Origin of the sequence: Polyangium fumosum, assembly GCF_005144585.1 — a bacterium.
Taxonomy (GTDB): domain Bacteria; phylum Myxococcota_A; class Polyangia; order Polyangiales; family Polyangiaceae; genus Polyangium; species Polyangium fumosum.
This window is the reverse complement of record NZ_SSMQ01000009.1, coordinates 46,158-59,564: the sequence shown is the minus strand read 5'-3', so window position 1 is coordinate 59,564 and position 13,407 is coordinate 46,158. Positions and strand designations below refer to the sequence as shown.

At 70.5% G+C, this 13,407-nt stretch carries 8 protein-coding genes; 3 read left to right on the top strand and 5 right to left on the bottom strand.

Translation table 11 applies throughout. The features are described 5' to 3' along the window. The first annotated feature begins 4 nt into the window (after positions 1-4). Entirely contained in the window at positions 5-2,632 is a 2,628-nt protein-coding gene (locus tag E8A74_RS10950) for a B12-binding domain-containing radical SAM protein (RefSeq protein WP_136928908.1), read from the top strand. Positions 2,633-2,635: 3 nt separating this feature from the next. On the opposite strand, the gene E8A74_RS10945 is transcribed toward E8A74_RS10950, so the two are convergent. Further along, entirely contained in the window at positions 2,636-3,985 is a 1,350-nt protein-coding gene (locus E8A74_RS10945; protein ID WP_136928907.1) for a hypothetical protein, read from the bottom strand. Positions 3,986-4,048: 63 nt separating this feature from the next. On the opposite strand from E8A74_RS10945, the gene E8A74_RS10940 reads away from it, so the two are divergent. Beyond that, complete coding sequence (locus E8A74_RS10940; protein WP_170229042.1) at positions 4,049-6,853, top strand: radical SAM family protein; 2,805 nt, start codon at positions 4,049-4,051, stop codon at positions 6,851-6,853. Between the two features lie 63 nt (positions 6,854-6,916). Here the strand turns inward: E8A74_RS10940 and E8A74_RS10935 are convergent, their stop codons facing one another. The 3 genes from E8A74_RS10935 to E8A74_RS10925 form a co-directional block, all read right to left on the bottom strand. Beyond that, positions 6,917-7,255, bottom strand: a complete 339-nt coding sequence (locus E8A74_RS10935; RefSeq protein ID WP_136928905.1) for a helix-turn-helix domain-containing protein — start codon at positions 7,253-7,255, stop codon at positions 6,917-6,919. A gap of 591 nt (positions 7,256-7,846) precedes the next feature. Next, complete coding sequence (locus tag E8A74_RS10930) at positions 7,847-8,383, bottom strand: TlpA family protein disulfide reductase (protein ID WP_136928904.1); 537 nt, start codon at positions 8,381-8,383, stop codon at positions 7,847-7,849. A gap of 43 nt (positions 8,384-8,426) precedes the next feature. Continuing rightward, entirely contained in the window at positions 8,427-9,281 is an 855-nt protein-coding gene (locus tag E8A74_RS10925; protein WP_170229040.1) for a hypothetical protein, read from the bottom strand. 141 nt (positions 9,282-9,422) lie between these two features. On the opposite strand from E8A74_RS10925, the gene E8A74_RS10920 reads away from it, so the two are divergent. Continuing rightward, positions 9,423-10,658: an aminotransferase class V-fold PLP-dependent enzyme gene (locus tag E8A74_RS10920; RefSeq protein WP_136928902.1), complete on the top strand. Its 1,236-nt coding sequence runs from the start codon at positions 9,423-9,425 to the stop codon at positions 10,656-10,658. A gap of 9 nt (positions 10,659-10,667) precedes the next feature. Here the strand turns inward: E8A74_RS10920 and E8A74_RS10915 are convergent, their stop codons facing one another. Continuing rightward, entirely contained in the window at positions 10,668-13,385 is a 2,718-nt protein-coding gene (locus E8A74_RS10915; RefSeq protein WP_136928901.1) for a TolB family protein, read from the bottom strand. Positions 13,386-13,407 lie beyond the last annotated feature (22 nt).

Genomic DNA, 13,407 nt, shown 5'->3' with positions numbered 1-13,407 from the left:
CGGGATGACGGACGCGCACGGCAAGCGGCAAGCTCTCCTCGTCGCCGTCGCCGGGAAGCCGGAATCGGCGCCTCGGGTCGCCTCGCCCCTCGCGCGCCTCGCGCGCGCCGCGCGTGTCGTGCCCACGACCGCGGCCGAAGCCGTCCGCCGCGCGCCCGATCTCGCGGCCAAGCTCGCGGGCGAAGGCGGCTGCCTCGTCCTCGGCGAGGACGTGCCGGAGGACGCCGCGCGTGCCCTCATCGCGGCGACGTCCGGCGTTCGTATCGTCGTCCCGACGGCGCTCGCGCGGGCGCTTCGGGACACGGCGTCTCCCGATGTGATCGACGCGGGCGCGCTCGTGCTCGAACCGATGTTCCTCGCGCTCGTCGAGGAAGCGCGGCGTGAATCGATGGGCGCGCTCGTGGGTTTGTCCGTACGCGCGCCGGCGGGCCGCCGCATCCTGCGCGCGGCCTCGACGCGCACGCCTTTCGTCGCGGGCGCGCGCATCCCGTTCGAGCTTCCTGCCGACGTCGCGGCGCGGCTCGCTCGCCTCGCCGCCGGCCCGTTCGCGCTCGCGGACGCGGTCGTTCCGGGCGCCGCGCGGGGGCTCGAAGTGACCGAGGCCGTCGCGGCCGTCGGCGCCGATCGGCTCGTCTGCCACGCGCGTATCGGCGACGTCGTCGTCGAGGTCGATCTCGACGAGGAGATGCAGGGCGAGGGGCCCTTCGAGGTCGAGGTCGTCATGCGACGCGGCGCGCTGGTTTGTCGCTGGAGCAAGCAGGGCGCATCGTTGACGCGAAAGGCGCTCCTTCGGGACGGCCCCGTGCGGCTCGACGTCGTCCCGAACCCCTTGGAAGTCGCGACGCGCCACGCCTTGGCGGCGCCGCGCATCGCGGAGACGCCCTCGCCGGCCTCGCTCGCCGGCGCCGCGGCGTCCGTCGCCCTCGCGCAGGCGAGCGTCGAACGATATGCGACGCGCGCGACGAACCGACCGATCGAAATGGTCCTCGTGCACGTCCCGCGTTATCGCAACAGCTACGACGAGCTCGAATTGCCCTCGCTCGCGGCTGCGCGGCTCGCGGCGTTCACCCGCGGCCACGGTTTTTCCACGCGCATCTTCGACTTGCAGATCTCGCACGCCGACGACCGGCTCGATGGCTTCGTGGACGACGCCGCCGTCGACGGCTGGCTCGCCGGCGCCGAGAGCCCCGCCGTCGCGGCGGCGGCCGAGCACATGTGGAATTCCTTCGGCCCAGAGCTTGTGGTCGCCGCTGCATCCGGCCGCCGGGCGCTGGTCGGGTTCTCCATCGTCGATTACTTCGGCCATTTCCAGATGAACATCGCGGCGTGCCTCGCGCGGCTCGTCAAGGAGCGGACGGGGTTTCCCACGGTGCTCGGCGGCGAGCGGGATCAGGTCGACGGCGACCGTGCGCTTGGCACCCCGAAAACGTTCGATTACGTGGTCGACGGCGACGGCGAGGTCCCGCTCCTCGGCCTCTTGCACCTCGAAGCGTACCGGGATCGCCGCGCGGCCGACATTCCGGGCGTCTGGTCCCGCGAGGGCGAGAGCGTCACGAAAAACAAGCTCATTCGCTCGCACCTCAACGCCATGCCGCGGCCCGATTTCGACGACGTCCCGTTCGACCTCTACCGCGGCAAACCCACCGAGCGCCTGCTCGACGCCCTCGCGCGGGACGGTCTCTACCACGGCGAGCCCATCGAGCCCTTCGTGTATCTCCCTTATGGATTCGTGAAGGGGTGCACGGCGAAGTGCGAATTTTGCAGCGCCAAGGAGTGGCTCGACGTCCAGTCGCCGGAGAAGACCGCGGACGAGCTCATGGCCCTCGCGGAGCGATACGGGGTGCGGGACTTCATGTTCCTGAACAACCTCGTCAACGTGAGCCCGCGCTTGCTCGAACGCATGTGCCGGCGGCTCGTCGATTCGAAGGCGGGCCTGCAATGGACCGACTCCTGCCGCCCCACCGACATCTCTGCCGAGCTCGCCGCGCTCATGCGCGAATCCGGCTGCCTCCTGCTCAACTACGGCGCCGAGAGCGGCAGCGACAAGATTCTCGAATTGATGAAGAAGGGCCTGCTCTCGCGGGACATCATCGAGACGCTGCAGAATACGCATCGTGCCGGCATCATCAACCGCGTCAATTTCATCTCCGGCTATTTCCACGAGACCGAGGAGGACGTCGACGCCACGGTGCACCTCGTGGAGACGCTCGCCGAGGAGATCGACATCGTCGGCTGTTTCCAGGGGTTTTACCTGTTCCCCGGCATGGGCGTCGACCCGGAGGACGCCGGCATCGTGCTGCGCCCGGGCTTCGACCGATTGAAGACGGGCCAGGTGACGCTCGCGTACGATGAGATCGGCGGATTGAAATGGGAGGAGAAACGCGACGTGATCGATGCGTCGCGCAATCGAATCCTCGCGCGCATGGGCGAGCTTGGCATCCGCACGCTCGACAAGATCAACGAGTATGATCTTTTTTGGATGTCGCGACGGTACGACAAGGCGACCGTGACGAAGTACCTGCTCGAAATCCCGCCGCGGCCCGTGGGGCGGCGCAACCAAGCGGCGATGGCCCCGGGCGGCCAGCGAGGGCGCGTGGACGTGACTCCGGGCGGTTCGGGCTATCTCGGCTGAGGTTTACCCGGACAGCCTGCCGAACGGCAAGAGCACCCCGAGCCGCGGCGAGGTTCGTCCGAGGCGCCGCGTGAACGACGCGCTGCGCACCTCGAATCCATCGTCCGTGCACACGAGCGTGCCGCCGCCCTTGAAGAATGCCCCCAAGAGCTTTCGCGCGAACATCTCGCCGTCGGGGTCGAGCGGGGCCGGGGCGGGGAGGAAAACCGCGGATTCGAAGGAGAGCGCGGCACCGTCCACCCGGGCGCCTTCGAGCGCGACGGCCCGCGCCTCGTCGAGGTAAAGCACGGGCCGCGTAAGCGCGCGGGTGAGCGCCTCGGCTTGCACGCGCGGGAGCGCGGCGACGACACGCGAGGCCACGGCCGCGGCGCGTTCGCAGCCGAACGAGCACGGGGTGAAGGGGACGACGCGCCGCACGGCCACGTCGAGCAGCGGATGAAACGACGCGCCGAGCGCGCGGGTGCGCGCGGCCGTGACGTACACGAGCGCCGCGTTGTTCCGGCGATCGGCGAGCGCCACGAACGCGGCCGTGCAGCAGGGCGGATAGCCGAGCAGCTCCCCGATCCCAAGAGCGTTCCGGGACGAACCCTGCTCCCAGAGCGATGCCGCGCGCGCGGCGAGATCCGGGTCGGTCGAGAAAAACGCATGCACGGTCGCCTCGCCCGAGGCGCCTTCGATGCGCCGGCCCGTCGCGCCCTCGACCGCGAGCGGCGCTGCCTCCGCGCGCGCGAGGGCCATCGCCGCGCCCGGGTGCCGCGCGCGCGCGGCTTCGAGCGAGCGGGCGGGGACCACCAGATACAGCACGGGTTTGTCCCCGTTCGTGAACGCGACCTCCTCCAGGTTCTCGGACAAACCCGGCACGGGCGCGTCCATGGGCAGCGGCTCCGCGGCCTCTGCGGCCTCTTCCCAGGCGGGATCCACGTCGAGGCCGATCGCGGCCGCCCGCCTGCTTTGCCCAAGCGCTCCGCGTGCCGCCGTTTCCCACGCGGCGACCTCGGGCGCGCCCACCTGCACACGCTCGCCGCCTGCGCGCACGCGCCCGTATCCGCGCGAATCGTCGTGCAGGAAGAGCTCGTGCCCGAAGCTCCGCGCCCGCGCGGCGAGCTCCTTTTCGTGCGCCTCGGAGAACGCACCGCGGCGCAGGATCACCGCCTTCACGCCTCGTTCGAGGCACAGGCTCGCCCGGAAAAAACCTTCGTCTCCCCCCGAGGTCACGACGGCCGCGCGCGGGCTCCGGGCCAAGAGCGCCTCGATCGCTTCGAGGCCGCCGCCTTCGGGCTCGACGAGCACGTCCCCATCCGCCGCCGCGAGCGAGACGTCGCCTTTGCCGAGGAGGATGACGGGCTGCCGCACCCGGTGTAGCCTACGGGCTTCCGGGCCCCGATGCGATCCTTGCCGCTCGTTCGCGAGGCGGGTGTGCCGCCCCTCTCTCTGCCTGCCCAAGATGCGCGCGGCGAAGGCGCGCTGCCAGCGGCCGTCCTCAGCTTGCATAGCCATCGCGACCGCTCGTTCCTCGACGACGTGGGGCTCCACCACATCGCGGGCGCGATGCGCGCCGCGGGGATCCCGGGCGACCTCGTCGTGGCGCACCTGCCGCGCGGCGCAGAGGCAGAAGCGAGCGCGGCCTGGGACGCGCTCGTCCGTGCGCTTCGCCCGTACCCGACGATCCTTTACGAGCGGCTCTGGAGCACGGCGATCGTCGCGCGGCTCGCCCGCGAATTGCCTGAAACGACGTTCGTCCGCCTCGTCGGCGAGCACGACCTCTCGGACGCGCCGGCGAACCACGTTTGTCCGGCAGAACCACAGGCGGTGGTCGCGCTCCTCTCCGCGCTCGCGGGCCGGGCGCTCCCGGATGAGCCGCTGCCGCGGTATGCCCCGCTGCTCCGGCCCGTGTACGCGACCGCGGACGCGCGCCCGCGGTTCCCCTCGTTTCCGATCACGGGCAACACGGGCTGCCCGTACCAGGCCGACGCGCGGGAGAACCCGCTTTATGCGGGCACGAAGATCCCCGAGGGCGCGGGCCGCGGCTGCGGGTTCTGCACCACGGGCAACCATTACGAGCACAAATCGCGCGACGAGGCGCTCGCCTGGGCGCTCGTCCAGCTCCGGTATCTGCGCGCGAACGCGCCGGAGATAGAGGCGCTCGTCCTGCGCGACCAGAACCCGTTTTATTACCTCACCGAGCTCGTCGAGGCGGCCGAGGCCGAAAAGCTCGGGCCCTTCACGCTGCTCATCGAATCACGCGCCGACTGGTGGCTCCAGAACACGACCCGCTTCACGCGCGCGCTCGCGTCCGCGCGGCGCTCGTCGATCCGCCTCGCGCCTTTCCTCGTCGGCGTGGAGAACTTCTCCCAGCCCGAGCTCGATCGCTTCAACAAAGGCGCGACGCAGGAGACGCTCGTCCGCTTCCTCGAAGCGCTCCGCCGCTGGAACACCGAATACGCGCCCGCGATGGATCTCTCGCACGCGGCCTTCGGCTTCATCCTGTTCACGCCGTGGACGACGCTTTTGGACCTCCGGACAAACCTCGCATGCATGCGACAAACCGGCATGCACGAGCTTCGCGGGCACCTCTTGCTCTCGCGCGTGCGGCTTTATCCCGACACGGCGCTCTACTATCTCGCCGAGCGCGACGGGCTGCTCGCTGACGCCTACGAGAGCCCCGAGGACGACGCGAGCGCGCGTTATGGGTATCTGCCGGCGCGCCCATGGCGGTTCCAGGACAAACGTGTCCGAGCCATCGCCGAGCTCGCGGCCGCATCCATCCGGCGAAGCGGGGGCCGGGACGAGCTCACGCTCTTCGAGACGTTGCTCGCGCTCGTCTCGTCCGCGGCCGATCCGGCGCTCGTGACGGTGGACGACGTCGAGCGCGCCATGGCCGCGAAGGGCCGCGCGCGCGGCCGGGACGTGGCCGAGACAAACGGCGTCGTCTTTCGGGATCCGCCGAGCGTCGAGGGCGAGGCGGCCGCGAAGAAGCGCGAGCTCGCCCGGACGATCGTGAACGCGCCGTCGCTGCCCGTGGACCTGCCCGCGTTCGGGCTCACGCTGCTCGACGTGAATGCGGACAAACATCACGTCGAGCTCGTGCTCGGGAAACGGGATCCGATCGCGCGCCTGCGGCTCGGCTGGGACAAGGCCGCGGGCAAAGCCACGGTGGAGGTTTGTTCGAGCGTACCCGAGGCCGCGCGGTGGGCGAAGGCGTTCGAGGCGATGGCGGCGCGGCTCGTCGTGGCGACGACGAAAGAGCGATGGGAGCGCGCCGCGGGGCTCGGAAAGGAGCTCGCGCGGCTGCCCGTGGGTGTGCCGCTCGGCTTCTTCCGCCAGATCGTGGCGGGCATCGAGCCGCCCGAGGGTATCGTGCGGACGGGCTTCGGCTGCAACCAGGACTGCGGCATGTGCTGGCAGGGCCGCGATTGGGGGCGCTACGGGCCCGAGCAGGTCGTTCGATGGATCGAGGACCTATGGGCGGCCGGCGCGCGTGCGCTCATCGTCTCGGGCGGCGAGCCCATGCTCGACCCCGAGCTCATTCGTTACGTGGAGCGAGCGCGCGCGCTCGGTTTTACCGGGGTGACGCTCGAGACGAACGCCATCCAGGCGAGCAAGCCGGGGTATGCTTCGCGCCTCGCGAAGGCGGGCGTCACGCAGGCGTTCGTCTCGCTCCATAGCGGCGATCCCGCGGTCTCGGATGCCATCACGCGAGCGCCCGGCACGCACGAGCGGACCGTGCGGGGCATCCATGCGCTGCTCGACGCGGGCATCCCGGTCGCGCTGAACGCCGTGACGACGGCGGAGGGCATCGACGCGCTCGGAGCGTTGCCCGATTTCATCCACGACACGTTTGGCCGCCATCCGAGCCTGATGCATCTCATGATCTCGTACCCGACGATGCCGTTCGATCGTGCGCTCGTCGGGACGATCGTGCCGGATCCCGCGCGCCTCCGGGCCGCGCTGCGAAAGGCGCTCGATCGCGCGTTTGTCCTGGGGATCGTGGTGCGCGGGCTCGATGGGCCCTGCGGCCCGCCCCTCTGCGCGTTCGACGCCGACGAACGGGTCCTCTCGGGCAAACCCATCCCCGGGCCGGTCGAGTTTCGCCGGAAGGTCCCCGCGTGCGAGCGTTGCGCCGTTCAATCGGCGTGCTTCGGCGTTCGGCACATCGATGTCGAGCGCTTCGGGGAAACGTGCGTCGCGCCGATCGAGCGCCGTTCGTCGCGGTCGACCTAAAAAATCGGGGCCGCTTTTCAGGGCGGCCCCGATTACGGGATCAGCACGAGGTATACGCCGGGATCAGCGTTTGCGCAGACCGAGCTGCACCTGGAGCTGACGGCGGAGCTTGCGGACCTGATCGGTCGGGAGCTTGCGAACGAGCTCCGCGGCGTGCGCGCGCTCGTCTTCCCCCGGGAAGGTCAGCAAGTAGAGGGGCGGCAGCGAGAGCCCCCGGGCGAGCCGGGAGATCGTCTGGATCGTGATGGCTGCGAGCCCGTGTTCGACGCTGGAAAGGTGTCCCTTCGACAGCTCGCTCGCGTCCGCGAGCTCGGCCAGGGACATGCCTCGTTCCAGACGAAGCTCACGGATGCGGCCACCCACCTGCGTTGCGAAAGGATCCGGTACGGTTCGTCGCGGCATGGCGTTTCTTTCGGGACATCCTCACGGACGACCCCGCCGGCCCTCCACGTGCCGGATCAAGGAAGTGGTTGATTGCAGGACCTGGAACCTGGTTTGTCGTCGGGCGGGCGCAGGCCCCACGTCCACCCTGTTATGCTTTTGGGCGAGCACGCCCCTACTATGCACCGTTCCGACGAACCTGGGCACTGGAAAATACGGTTTTATTGATGGAACCGACCCCGCGCCCCGTTTGTCAAAGGAACTCAGGGTTGTAATTCGTGTTACGTATCGATGCATGCGCGCACGCTCCCCTCCCGAGGCGATGCGCTCGCCTCGGTGACCGGCAGACGCGCGCAAAACGCGAGGGAACACGCGCGTCTTCCCGAAGATCTCGATGATGCGGCGCGTGCAACGATGACGCGCCGGCGGCCTTTGACGTGATCGTTATGATCGGCTCGGCCGAACCTTCGTACCCCGCGCGGAAGCGATGGGCGCACCGAAAGGGACCCCCACAGCCCTCGCGGGTTTCGTTCGAGACGCGAGGGGTGCGAAAAGAACGTAGCAGTCGGCCCGGCGCTTCGGTCCGTGGCGGGTCCGTGAATGGCGAGCGGCTCAGCCGGTAGGGCCGGCCGAGGCGCGCGGCAAGATGCGGCGGAGCCGGCCCGCAATCTCCATGACCGCCGCCTCGCCCTTGACCGAGCCCTCGATGCGCCGCTCCGAGGCGGTGCCGTCATCGTTTGGCGCGACAAATAAGGGGATGAGGCGCGATGCGTAACCAGCAACGGCGAGCCGCTCGGCGTCACGATCGAGGTCGAACTCGAGGATCCGCAGGCGAGGAAAGATGTCGTCGAGCTCCCCCTTCTCAGCCGCGTGATGGAACCTTTGGCAGGGCTCGCACCACGTCGCGCCCACGTAGACGAGGAGATCTCGTCCGTCCTTGCGAGCACGCTCGATCTCGCGCCGCACGGACGTCGCGACGTCCTCCCCCTCGGTCGCACGGACCCACTCGACACGTCCCTTCGACGCCGCGGATGCAGCCGGCTTGGGCTCTGGCGTCGGGGTCGGGTCGTTTGAACATGCCGCGGCGCCCAGGATCGCGGCCATGGAGAACGATAGCGCCAAACATTTCCACTTCGATGCGGCCTTCATCGCGCGCAATGTACCACGCGAAAAACGAAGGAAGACGCGGGTATCAGCGCAGGAGCGTGACCGAGACGGGGGATTTGCGGATGCCCGCGAGCGCGAGGGTGGCGTTGCGAAGGAGGCGCTCGTTCGGCTCAAAGCGGAAGTGGAGCAAGGCGCGGCCCCCGCGCACGTCGAGATCGGGGATGTCGAAGGAGGCGACGCCGAGGAGCGCCTTGCGCACCGAGGGGCCGAGGAGGCGTTTGGCGTCGTCGGGCTCGGCCTCGATGAAGAACAAATCATCAAAACGTTCGTCCCCGACCTCCGCCTCGCGCACGAGGCCGATCGCCTTGCCGACACCATGCAAGAACGTCTGGGGGCGAATCCGCAATGGCGGTGTTCCGGCGGCGACGGAGGTCGCGACGAAGACATGGACCTCGGCCGGGGTGTCGTTTTGCGCGTAGGCGACTTGGGCGAGGATCGAGAAGGGCGCGTCGTGCGCGTGGAAGCGGGCGCGAAAGGCGTACTTGGTCTCGGCCTCGACCTCGGCGTCCTTGGCGAGGGCGAGCGCGGCCAGGCGGAGCCCACGCTCGGCGGCCTCGCAGGTCTCGAGGACGATGCGGGCGATGAAGAGGTCGATGAAGGGGCGCAACGAGCCCGAGAGCTGCGGATCGGGCGCCTCCTCGGGGAGCGCGCGTTGCTCGTCCTCGAGGTCGGGCGCGAGCTCGATCGCGTGATCGAGGGCGTCCCGATACACGAGGAGTGTGGCCTCGGCGGCAAGGAGCTCGGCCTCGGTGGTCGCCGGGAGGCGCGCGCGGGCGCGGCCGTCGCGGAGGGCCTCGGCGAGCTTGGGAGGTAGGTGGTCGAGGAGCGCGTCGGTCAGCGTGGCCTCGCGTTCTTCGACCTCCCGAGCGAGGTCCTGCACACGGGTACGCAAGCCCTGGAGCGGATCTCGGTAAGCACCGTCGTTGCCGCGCACGTCGGCCTGGGAGGGTATCCGAGCCGCGCGCCGTGCGCGAGCGCCGCGCCTTGCCAGGAGGCCTCGGGGAGGGGCATCCTCTCGCCCATGGGTCGCGACGACGTCAAATTCACGGCAAAACTCGGTGATCGGGAGCATTTCCCGGATCTGGAGCCGCTCGTCTATTGCAACCACGCGGCCATCTCGCCGCCGTCCTGGCCCGTGCGGCGCGCGATGCAAAACGCGATCGCAGACTGGGGGCGGCGCGGGTCGCAGGCCTTCGGGACCTACGGGGCGCAGCGGGCGCGGCTACGCGAGAAGCTCGCGCGGCTGATCGGCGCGTCGGTTGAGGAGATTGCGTTCCTCCCGAACACGTCGTCGGGCGTGACGGCGATCGCGCTGTCGTTCCCGTGGAAGCGCGGCGATCGGGTGATCCTGTTCGAAGGGGAGTTCCCCGCGAACGTGACGCCGTGGATGCGCGCGGGGGAGCTCTTCGGCGTGGAGCCTGTGTTCCTGCCGCTGTCGGATTTCCAGGAGAGCGACGAGCGAGGGCTCGGGCGGCTCGCGGAGGAGCTCGCGAAGGGCGCGCGGCTCGTGGCGGTGAGCGCGGTGCAGTTCCGGACGGGGTTACGGATGCCGCTCGGGGAGATGGCGCGGCTCTGCCACGCGCACGGGGCGGAGCTCTTCGTCGACGGGATCCAGGCGACGGGCGCGGTGCCGGTGGACGTGCGCGCGCTCGGCATCGATTACTGGGCCTCGGGCGGGCACAAGTGGCTGATGGGCCCCGAGGGGACGGGGATGCTGTACGTGCGGAAGGAGCGCGTGGAGGCGCTGCAACCGCACGTCGCGGGGTGGTTGAGCCACGAGGACGCGGTGCGCTTCCTGCTCGAAGGGCCGGGCCACATGCGGTACGACCGGCCGTTCAAGAAGCGCGCAGAGGTGTTCGAGGTCGGCTGCATCAACGCGATCGGGCTCGTGGGGCTCGAAGCGGCGGTGGATCTCGTGGTCGAGCTCGGCGTGGAGACGATCCACGCGCACGTGGTGCGCTGGGGCGACGCGGTGGAGCCGGGACTCGTGGAGCGAGGTTTCACCAGCCTGCGCGCGCCCGAGGCGAACCGGCGGAGCGGGATCCTCGCGGTGCTGCCGCCGAAGGACATCGACGTGGTGGCGCTCCAGCGCGCGCTGCTCACCCGTGGGATCAGCACGGCGATCCCGGACGGCGTGCTGCGGTTCAGCCCGCACTGGCCGAACCACGTGGACGAGGCGGAGCAGGTGCTCCTCTCGACCGAGGACGCGCTCGCCGAGCTGCGAGGCGCGCCGCGGGCGCGATCGGAGGATTGGTAGGAGAACGGTCTAGGGCCAGCCGATCGTCATGAACCGGACGCGGCCGGTGCCGCCGATGGCGTCGTCGCCGAAGAAGAGCGAGGTGCCCTCGCGGCCGGCGAACGCAGGGGACACGTCCGCGTTGGCGCCGCCCGTGAGCGCGGCGAGGGCCTTGAGCGGTCCGGGGGGCGCGCCGGGCGAGAGCTCGAACGCGTCGAGGAGCATGCTGTCGCGGAGCACGGAGGTGAGGACGCCGCGGCACTTCGAGGGCCCGCACGCGAGGGCCACGGAGGTGACCGCGCTCTGCTCTTCGCCCCGCACGAGGCGAGGGCTGCCGGCGAGGGTGCCGCGCTCGTCGAGGATCGCGATGCGTACGCCTGCATCGGATGCTTCGGGTTTCGCGTCGGGGGCGGCCTCTTCGATCCACGCGACGACCACGCGATCGCCGGCGAGCGTGACCGAGGGCGAGCGCGAGTGCGCGGGGGAAGCGTAGAGGCGCGTCTCGGGGCCGACCTTCTGGAGCGTGCGCGTGTCGAGGCGGACGACGTGGATGTCGCCGGCGCCCTCGTCGGGGTTGCTGCGCGCATCCGACCACACGAGGAACGTCTCCTTGCCGCGCACCGCGATCTGCACCTCGGCCGAGTCGCCGGGGGCCTCGGTGATGCGTCGGTCCTGGACGACCTTGCGCAGCGTGCGATCGACGCGCGCGGCGTAGACCTCGGCGTTGCCGTCGCGCGTGTCGACCCACGCGACGATGAAGCCGTCGTCGGTCTTGCCCGGATCCGACGGAGGCGCGTAGGCGACGGCGACGTCGGAGACCTCGCTCGGAACGCCGTCCTTGCTCAGCTTGCGCGCGATCGTGGTGAGCGGTTTTTGCGCGAGTTTGTCGCCCTCGGGGCCGAGCTTGGCGATCTGGACCTGCGCTTCGTTCTTGTCGCGTGAGGCCCAGACGAGCGCGCTCTCCTCGGTCTTGCCGCCCGGCGCGGAGGCGATCGCGACGCCGCCGATCGAGAGCGCGCGGCGGGAGAGAACCTGGGTTTTTCCAGGAACGCCGGCCGCGGAGACGGCGCGCACCCCGACGGTGGCGAGCGGGTCGTCCTTGCGCGCAGGCTTGCCGCCGTCGCGGTCGTTGTTCGCTTCGATGTGGTAGGTGACCCACGCGGCGAGCGAGCCGCCGGAGGGGCGCTCCGTCGCGGCCACGCGGGCGAGGTGCTCGCCGTCGTAGAGGGCCGTGACGCCGAGCGGGCGCGGCGGGGTCTCCTCGGGATCCCGCGATGCCGGCGCGCGCCAGGGGCTCTGCCGCACGGGCAAGCCGACCGCCGCGAGTGTCGCGGGCGAGCCCTCGCTCGACGCGAGCATCATGCAAGCGCCGGAGTGGCAGGACAAACTTCGCGTGAGGTAGGGGATGCCCTCGCTGCTCGCGAAGGGCTCGGCGCGCACGGGCTCGGAGGCGCGGATCTGGAGGTCCGGGCCGAAGCGCACGAACGCAGGCCAGATCGGCGCGTCCTTGGGCAGCGGGCCCGCGCCGGTCGAGGCGGGCGCGAGCGTGAGCGCGGCGAAGCCGTCGCCGTCGGCGGTGATGTCGGGCGGGCCGCTCGCGCTGAAGACGAGCGTCGCGCGCTCGGCGCCGAGCTTGCCGTCGGGGTCCATCGTGGCGAGGTGGATGAGGCGTCCATCGCGCGGCGATCGCAGCAGATCCTCCCACGCGAGCAGCGCGCGTTTGCCCGCGCCCGCGCCCGCGCCCGAGACGAGCGAGACGAGCGCCTGCTCGCCGACCGGCGTGGTCGCGCGCTTCGGAGGCGTGACGATCTTGCCGCCGGGCTCGACGGCCGCGACGTACACGCTGGAGTCGATGTTGCGGACGTCGGTCCAGCCGATGAGCGTGCGGCCGCCCGCGAGGCCCACGATGATGTCGTTCTGCGCCGTGGCCTCGGGGTTCACGACGACGGGCGCCGAGACCTTCCCCGAGAGATCGACGTCGGCGTAGAGCACGCGACCGACGCGGCCTTGCTCGGCCTCGTTCTGCGCGCCGTTCGCGCCGGCGACGACGCTCGCGATTGCGGCGCCGCGTTCGGTCGCGACGAGATCCCAGCCGAGGGCGTCGTGCGCGAGGACGACGGCGGCGGACGGGGTTTTTCCGGGCGTCACGGGCGCTGCGAGCACGTCGAAGTGGTCGTCGCGCGGTACCTCCCAGACGACGAGCGCCGAGCTCGGGCCCGCGACGATCTCGACCCAGCTCACCTCGTCGGCCGACTGCGCGAGCGTGATGGGCGCGCCGCGCGCGGCCCCCGTCGCGTCGAGGGACAGGATCTTCACCGCGGCGTTGCTCTTCATGCCCTCGACCCACGCGGCGAGGTAGCCGTCGCCGACGGCCTCGATCGCCGCGACGGGGATCTCGGCCGAGGCGGGGCCGACGTCGATGGGCTCGGCCGTCCTGGGCTTCCCTTCCGGCCCGCAAAGGCGTGTGTAGAGGTGGCCGCGCGCGTCGTAGAAGACGAGCGTGTCGTCGCCGCGTCGCGCGACGTACGGCGACGTGTTCTCGTCGTCGAGCCGCGTGAGGACGTACGAGGGCAAGAGCGCAGGGCCCTGGATCGTGACGGCGGGCTTGGGGTTCGTGGTGGGGCCGAGCGTAGGCTTCGGGCGCGACGTGCGCGTCTGCTTCGGAGGTGCGCCGCCGCAACCCGGCGCGAGCGAGGTGAGAGCCACGAGCGAGAGGGCGAACGCAACGCGTGCCGTCGAACTTCGCATGGCCGGACCATGCCAGAGGCGA

Coding starts and splice junctions, on each gene's coding strand:
- E8A74_RS10930 (WP_136928904.1), bottom strand. CDS start 8,383: ATGAAGGCCGCATCGAAGTGGAAATGTTTGGCGCTATCGTTCTCCATG.
- E8A74_RS10950 (WP_136928908.1), top strand. CDS start 5: ATGACGGACGCGCACGGCAAGCGGCAAGCTCTCCTCGTCGCCGTCGCC.
- E8A74_RS10915 (WP_136928901.1), bottom strand. CDS start 13,385: ATGCGAAGTTCGACGGCACGCGTTGCGTTCGCCCTCTCGCTCGTGGCT.
- E8A74_RS10920 (WP_136928902.1), top strand. CDS start 9,423: ATGGGTCGCGACGACGTCAAATTCACGGCAAAACTCGGTGATCGGGAG.
- E8A74_RS10935 (WP_136928905.1), bottom strand. CDS start 7,255: ATGCCGCGACGAACCGTACCGGATCCTTTCGCAACGCAGGTGGGTGGC.